Origin of the sequence: Halorubrum vacuolatum, from assembly GCF_900188065.1 — an archaeon.
Classification (GTDB): Archaea; Halobacteriota; Halobacteria; order Halobacteriales; family Haloferacaceae; genus Halorubrum; species Halorubrum vacuolatum.
Genome location: NZ_FZNQ01000044.1, coordinates 1 through 7,477, shown reverse-complemented (window position 1 = coordinate 7,477; position 7,477 = coordinate 1). Strand labels below are relative to the sequence as shown.

The window sequence follows — 7,477 nt, the reverse complement described above, 5'->3', positions numbered from 1 at the left end:
GCGGAAGAGTACCTTTTGCACAACTGTACTCTCCCGCTTCATCTCCAACGTTCTAACGGACTATCGCCTCGCCGTCACCGGATTCAATAGAACCGTTCCGGTCAGGGACTGTGATCTCTCTTTCCAACTGAGAAGGCCTGTACTCTTCACCCTCATACTCCAAGCCCTCCATTGTAATACCGGTCTGTATCCGATACGCTTCATACGGCACGACCTTCCCATCATCAACCGCCTCCCAGTACCTATACTTGTAGACCCAATTGCTCCTGCTGCCAAAGAAAGAAAGTGTGTGCTCAGCAGGGGTGGCAGTTAGACCAATCTGATAGCTATCAAAATGGCTTAGAACGACCTTCCATTCGCCGTAAATCGATCTGTGAACTTCGTCAGTGATTACCAAGTCAAACGCATCTTGAGGGATTTTCACTTCATCATGGTTCTCTAATAAGCTATACATACTCTGAAGCGTTGAAACCACTATCTCGGCCTTATCAGGATACTCTCCATTCTTCACCCTATCGACCTCATAGATCTCTCCGAGATCTAAACCGCCTCCCGCGTCAAAATTACTGAATGCTCTCTCGGCCTGCTTCGCCAGGTTAGTCCTGTCAGCAATAAACAGCACACGGTTAACAAGGCCTGATTTTAACAGCCTGTGAATTTCAGCAGCAGCCATCCAGGTTTTCCCAGTACCAGTCGCCATCTGAACCAATAACTTCCTCTTTCCTTCTCTGAGGCCTTGCTCAATCCCTTTTTGATTGTCATCGCCGGCGATAGCTCCCTTCTGGTTATCCCATAGGAACCCGTGAGTATCTTCAACAGGATTGGCCTCTAACCACTCAAAGGCACTCTCAAGATCCTTTTTTAGCATCTTTTCCAAGGCCTCCGGCCTATGAAAACCTCTTAATTCTCGTTTCGCACTGCTCGCATATTCACGCAGATCCTTCATCTCCACTTTGTTGCCATTGGCGGTAAACACGAACGGGACGTGATACTGGTTCTTGTGACCAAAGCTATAGGATGTCTCTAAATCCTGTGCGTAACGCTCTGCTTGAGCAAAGGCAGCAGAAGAATTATAATCGGCCTTCTTCGCCTCTACTAGGGCTAGGATCTCCCCCTCAACCACCAAAGCATAATCAACAGGCCCAGAAGCTGTAGGATACTCCTCAATATATCCGGTCCCGCTTGCTTCGCTTAACTGCTTCCAGCCAGCTCGTTCAAGCTGAGAATCGATTACTTCTCTTGATTGTTGTTCTGGAAGCTTATCACTCATATGTAGAATTTAATACCTGACGCCTATAAATTTGTGCTCAGCAAGAATATCTATTCCAGACCAAGCTCACTGATATTTCCGGCGGCTCCATCTTCTCTCAGCTTTTCCAAGGCCTGTGACTCAATTTCTAAGTCTTCTAAGTTGGTGTCCCTGACACCCCAGTACTCAACCAGTAAATCATAATCCTGATCTGCTAGTGCGGCTGCGGCTTGGAAATGTAGGTGGGGGAAGTAGTCGTTGATAAAGTAGGATGGGCCTCCGTCTTGGTATGTTATCTGCATCCGGTAGGGAAGATCTCCGTCTTGATGACTGGTATCAGATGCGTACTGTTCGTCGAGGACGTGCCTCTTTTCATTTTGGTAGTATTCGTGTAGGATTTGGTCGCAGATTTGTTCTCCAAGGGTTCTACCGTATTCATCTCTGAGTTCTTCTATTGGTTCATCACCGTTGAGGCCTTTCTTATTCGAGGTTTTCGAGTTCTTGTTCTAGGTTTTGGATTACTTCGCCGCTGAGTTCTTCGACTGCGTGGTACCAGCGGGGTCCGTGCCCGTCTCTTTCTGGGTCTGTTTCGTGGTGCCCGATTTCGTGTAATGCGGTTCCGATCCTGCGTGGTGTTGGGGAACTCCAGTCATCGGCTAGCGCGTTCAAGTAAATTGTCTCATCTACCGGGCTGTACGTGGCGTGCGTCTGTCCGTCTTCCGTGTCCTCGCTGATGTATGCTAACTTGAAGTCGACGTCGCCGGCGCTGGTACGGCCTAAAATTTCTTCCTCGAAGTACCGTATAAGATCTTCCTGCTCCTCTCCAAGTGTTTCGACAGGCTCGATGGATCGCTCACTGGTCTGTTCGTTGAACCATTCCTGAACCGATGGGCACTGATTATTGAGTATCCCGCTTATGTTACGGCTGTACTCGCCTAAGTTCTCCATCGGTAACTGGCGTTGCACTGCCCAAGTAACCGCCATATCCGGCGTCGAATCACTGTAAACCAGTAATTCATTGGGGTCAGTGCCGAACCTCCGGGAAATATACTCTTGTTGAGTCTTATTACTGGTCTTGTGACTGAACTGTGAGAGATACTGAGTCACATACTCTTCCCCCAGTTCGTCGTCATCCAAGAGATCCAGACGGTTATCGATCAGTGACCGCATCAATTCAGTTCGGTAACTGTTATCCAGTTCGTTTCTACGCTCCGTAACCGGAGTCTTCTGATGTACATTAAACAAGAACGGGAACTCTTCATCGCTCGTAACGGGGATACCCAGTTCATAGATTCCTCCTTCGCCTGGCTCAACCTTGTTTACTTCTACAGGAGTGCGCCGATGCTTCTCCCTCTGTACACCTTCATCAAAGACTATCGTCGGCAAATACTGGTTTTCTAATACAGCGTCCGGCTCCACACCGGTAATCACCTCTTCAGTGTAAGGCCTGCGTGTTTCCAGATACAGTTCGCGGTCACGCGGCATCCAAAGGTCGCTGACAAAATCTTCCACCCGTTGTAGATCATCTTGGCTCCAATCAGAGTTCGAACCATAGACGACAGTACCGCGGTCCCTCTCCGCACCGGGAAACATTTCTCGGCTGGACTCAACCCGGTACTCATCTAAGGCCTCATCATACACGGTATCGAAGCTGAACTTGATGCCTCCGCCGGTCGAGGAGATCACGGTTTCCTCAGTTGCGCCGATGAACTCTTTCACACCGCGTCCAAATCGGCCTCGTTTCTCAGGGTCGTACTGCTTGCTGCCGGAGAACAAATCGTAAAACTGGGAGAGGTCCTCTACGCCCTCTGGATCATAATCCTCGACGACAACGCTTTGATCTCCGTAATCAACCCGGACACTAAGATCAGAACCAGTGTCTAACGCATTCTGAATCGGCTCACGGACCAGTTCGTACAGGTCACGGCTCCGATTCTGCTCAACCCAGCCATCAACATCAACCCCGAAAACGTCCTGACTTATACTCGATCACCTCCCGAATCCAGCTCAAGTCTTAATTCGCTGATTCTTAGATCACCAGTCGGTGAGGCCTGATTGTTCGGTGAGGACCTCTGTTGCTTCCATCACTTTTCGGTTACCGGATTTTCTGAGTACTAGGCCGTTGTACGGTTCTTTTCCGTTGAGGTCGGCTAGGTTTTCCAGGTATCTTTCTGCTTCTTCTACTGAGCCGAAGAAGGGATCCACCAGTTCATCTCCCGCTTCGGTGTGGTATACGACTCCGTCTTCTCCACTCCAGTAATACTGCGTTCTGCTTCCCCCGTCAGGCCTCAACTCCTCCTCTGCTTGGTTATTGAAGGCTTGGTCGATCGCCTTCTTGTAATGGGCCTCTGGGAAATAGTTCTCTAGTTCGTAACGGAGTTCGCCAGAAAAAGAGGTTCCCCCGGTGAGATTCATCCAGTACGGTTTCTCCTCTTCCACAAACCGTTTCTTCTCGACGTATTCGTCTATGAGTTCATCTACTCCTTTTCTTTGTATCGTGGATCACCTTCCTCTAGCAATGCTTCTAACTCGGTTTCATACACTCCAACAATATCTTCTATTTCACCGCCATCCGGAAACAACGGTGCACTATCATCCGGGTCAAGATCGATACGGTAGGCACCAGCCTGTTTCAATTGATCCTTACTGAAATAACCGTACTCCCATCGATCATACGTGATAGGGGACTTCACACGGCCAAAATACAGGCCTTCTTCTTTCTTATCATAGGCCTCCCAAGTCCAATCAGGGAGAAAAGCAGCTTCCCAAGCAGCTAACGGATCCTCTTCCTCGTAGTCTGTAATTACTTCATCACCTCCTGTGTTTTTAGGCCTGGATCTCGTGTTTCTCCATTAGTTCTCGGAGTGATTCGGTTTCGCCTTCCCAGTACGGTTCGCCGCTGTTCTCGATTATGGTCCTGGAGCGATTCTTGACCGCTCGTTGACCAAGTCTCTCGGGCTCAGGAATACTGTTGGTACCATCTTCTAGGAGTTGGGAGACATTCTCGAAGCCGTCGGACAAGTTGTACTCCGGTACGTCTTGGGTGTAGTGGGTTAATGCGCGTGTTCCTGCATTGTACGTCTCCCAAAGAGTCGGGTTCTCCGGATCTTCTATTTCATCGTATAACGCATTAAGTAAGTCAGGAACTGGGTTCTCAAGGAAGCGGCCGATACCGGTCTCCATCAAAACCAAGAGTGCTTCATCCTGGTTCATTAATTCCTGGTTCTGTGCCTCTGCCAACCTGTGCTCTATCTCCGCAGGGCTTTCAACGATAGCATCAACTGCGTTGTACGCTAAACCGGGTTGGAACGGTTCGCCGTGAGTCTGGTCAAAACCTAGTTCCGATACGAAAGCCGTCATACCGTTACTGCACACCTGGCGCTCCGCCCCGACATCATACTTCAAACCGTGGAAACCACTGTGACCCGATTTAACGTGTAATCCTAAGTCGATCGGATCATCCCTGTTAGCGTAAACAGTAGCTCCGTCAAAATTAATGTCCGCACTCATTCGATGAGCAGTCGGGGAAAGAGAAACTTCTCCACTGGGAACCACGCCATGCCGATCAATAGCATCACCGACCGTCTCCAACACATCACCGTACTGAATCACATTATAGAAATCCTCATTACTGGAAACAACGCCTGTAGCCCGGCCATCATCCGTCCACAAACTATCCCTGTACGGAACCCGCTCCCACTCATCCAGCTCATCCTGATGCGCATAAACATCGTGACGACTCACCTCCGGAAGCAACTCTGCTGTTTCATAAAGCTCATCCAAACCATCAAACCTGTACTGTTCTCCTTTAATCGTGTATCACCTTTCAACCAGTAATTACAACCAAGACATTACCACAGAAACGAGACACCCCATTTCAAATGAAGAAAAAAGCCTCAAACTGATTCATCCAAGAATTCCTCAACCGGCTTCAGGCCTTCATCCTCTCTCGCATTATTCACATTTTCAAGTGAACTCGACGGAGACTTCCCGAGAATCAGGTTGAACTTGACCTGCTTTCTATCACCGACCGGAACACCGTACTCCTCACAGTACTCCTCAATAACCTCGATCTGACGATCACCATCTAAGAAATGCAGGTAATTAACCGGTGTCTCGCCTGAATACTCGTACTCCTCGATCTCCTCTAAGCCTGGAACAGCCTCTTCATACAGTGCCTCAAAAATATTGTCGTACAGTTCTTTCACTCTTCAACCACCTATCAAACAGTTACAACGGTTAGTATATCAAAGACGTTACAGGCCTGATTTCCTATGGTGGAGAGTAGACTTCTTGATCAACAGCTACTTTTATTCTTTCTTTCCTCTCGTTGAAAGACGCATGAGCATCACTTACCGCAAAACCGCCGTAGTAGAACTCAAAAAGCATGCCTCTCAGTGAGCCAGTATTACTGGGCTCAAACGAAATCATGGTCGGAGAAATCGAGGTAAAACCTGGGAACCTGCCGGCGGCAACATTATTCTCGAACTTATCTAGAACCGATATAGCATCGCTAACATTATCCAGTCTCGACACAGCCCGGCGATCCGCCTCAAACTCTCTCCCGCGAAAATCAAAAGTCGAAAAAACCACGTTCTTACCGCTGAACGTCAAAACAGAAAAAATAGCTAAAACCACAGTAAGCCATGCATCCCCGGACTTCAAATGAGCCTCCTCATGCGCAAGCACAAAACCAAGCTCACCCCGAGAAAGATCATCTACCAATCCTTTCGATACTACAATCCCCTGGGGAAATCCCAAAGCCCCAGCAAACCACTCATCAGAGTCATACAAATAAACATCAACATCAACCGATAAGACATGGTCAAAATCCTCTTTCTCCGAACTCAAACTAACGTCTGAAAACAAACTAGAGAACTGGTAGGCCTGAAAAACGGCACCGAAAACAAAATACCAGATAGGCAGGCCTATAATCAACGTAAAGAACAGGAACCCCAAAGAGTGATCCAGTACCACCACCTCAAACAGTATCTGAAAATACTGGTATGAGACAGCCGCAAACAGTAGAGAAGACATTATTATAATCACGGCTAAAATAGGAGAGCTCTTACCGGTCTGGCCTTGGTTCCGGAACTTCAACGACTCCGACTCCCAGATCTTCATCGAATTGTTATAGAATATGACGTACACCGCCAGCACAGCAAAAGAAAGCAGTGCCGGAAGAATGACAGGGAAGGCCTCAAACAGGACCATTCCACCGTATCGATACGAGTAAAGAAACGAGCCGACTATGATCGAAGAGAAAAATATACTCACGAGATAGTTGCTCACAACGAGCGGTAACTCTCTCCCAGATATGACGATTTTTCTTTGTATCTTCCTTGAAGATGTTACAAACTGTTCGTGCAGAACTACGAAAACCATGAGTAATGCTGCTGAAAGTGGGAGTGATAACACGGCAAGAGAGATAGGTGCGAAAGCTGCAATCAGTTTAATCGGGATCAGCAAAACAAGTAGAGAGGCTATAGGGAACGTGTAGATCATGTATCTTGAACCATGAAACAAGCCGGTAGTAGGCGTCTCAATATTCAGTAGATAGAGCACTGATAAAGTGAAAGCCAGAAATGAAATCATAAGCCCTGATAAAAATAATATTGGGCTAAAGCCTCCAATAGTTCTAAGAAAAATAATAGAACTCAGTACGAATAGAAATGACATTGAAAAAATCAGATACCATCTAAATGGGACATAGAGTTTCTCTACGATCCTGTATTCATCCTCCACAAGCTCTGCTTCCCAATTAAATTGGATAGGCAGAAAGCCCTGTACGACATACTCTTCGAACTTCAGGTCAACTCCCTCTTCCGAAGGCTCGGACGGTATCGACGCCAATATTTCTTGGTTAGGTATCGCAGCACACACCTCAGCTCTCCTCCCAAGAAGCCACATACTATGAGAAGCGGGGTATTTCGTCCAACGGATCGGCCCAGCTATCGTCTCCAATTGTATTATCAAACTGCTCCCAAGTGAAAACGTAACACGACCTCACATCGCCTTCCGCCATCTCAGTTCTAAATGCGAAAAAACGTTTTTCACCATACTCTACACGAGCAATTTCCGGTACCGGCTGCTCATGGCTGCCTCTACCTCTACCCTTGTAATCAGAAAAGAACGGTTCTATTGAATCCGGTGACGGCGAGGCGATAGTCCGTTAGAACGTTGGAGATGAAGCGGGAGAGTACAGTTGTGCAAAAGGTACTCTTCCGC

The 7,477-nt window shown here is 47.7% G+C and carries 8 protein-coding genes; all 8 read right to left on the bottom strand.

The window, feature by feature from the left end; translation table 11 throughout:
• Nucleotides 1–52 precede the first annotated feature (52 nt).
• Nucleotides 53–1,270: a DEAD/DEAH box helicase family protein gene (locus CHB65_RS16440; RefSeq protein WP_089386098.1), complete on the bottom strand. Its 1,218-nt coding sequence runs from the start codon at nucleotides 1,268–1,270 to the stop codon at nucleotides 53–55.
• A 50-nt stretch (nucleotides 1,271–1,320) separates the two neighbouring features.
• Nucleotides 1,321–1,551, bottom strand: coding sequence for a hypothetical protein (locus CHB65_RS16435; RefSeq protein WP_089386097.1), 231 nt, complete (start codon nucleotides 1,549–1,551; stop codon nucleotides 1,321–1,323).
• Nucleotides 1,552–1,729: 178 nt separating this feature from the next.
• Entirely contained in the window at nucleotides 1,730–2,968 is a 1,239-nt protein-coding gene (locus CHB65_RS16430) for a hypothetical protein (RefSeq protein ID WP_143420474.1), read from the bottom strand.
• 315 nt (nucleotides 2,969–3,283) lie between these two features.
• The gene (locus CHB65_RS16425) at nucleotides 3,284–3,688 is read right to left on the bottom strand and encodes a hypothetical protein (RefSeq protein WP_089386095.1); all 405 of its coding nucleotides are present in this window, start codon (nucleotides 3,686–3,688) and stop codon (nucleotides 3,284–3,286) included.
• A 38-nt stretch (nucleotides 3,689–3,726) separates the two neighbouring features.
• Nucleotides 3,727–3,942, bottom strand: coding sequence for a hypothetical protein (locus CHB65_RS17585; RefSeq protein ID WP_179213712.1), 216 nt, complete (start codon nucleotides 3,940–3,942; stop codon nucleotides 3,727–3,729).
• Nucleotides 3,943–4,075: 133 nt separating this feature from the next.
• Entirely contained in the window at nucleotides 4,076–5,032 is a 957-nt protein-coding gene (locus CHB65_RS16420) for a DUF932 domain-containing protein (RefSeq protein ID WP_245810018.1), read from the bottom strand.
• A 113-nt stretch (nucleotides 5,033–5,145) separates the two neighbouring features.
• Nucleotides 5,146–5,457: a hypothetical protein gene (locus CHB65_RS16415; protein ID WP_089386093.1), complete on the bottom strand. Its 312-nt coding sequence runs from the start codon at nucleotides 5,455–5,457 to the stop codon at nucleotides 5,146–5,148.
• A 64-nt stretch (nucleotides 5,458–5,521) separates the two neighbouring features.
• Nucleotides 5,522–7,159, bottom strand: a complete 1,638-nt coding sequence (locus CHB65_RS16410; protein WP_089386092.1) for a M48 family metalloprotease — start codon at nucleotides 7,157–7,159, stop codon at nucleotides 5,522–5,524.
• Nucleotides 7,160–7,477 lie beyond the last annotated feature (318 nt).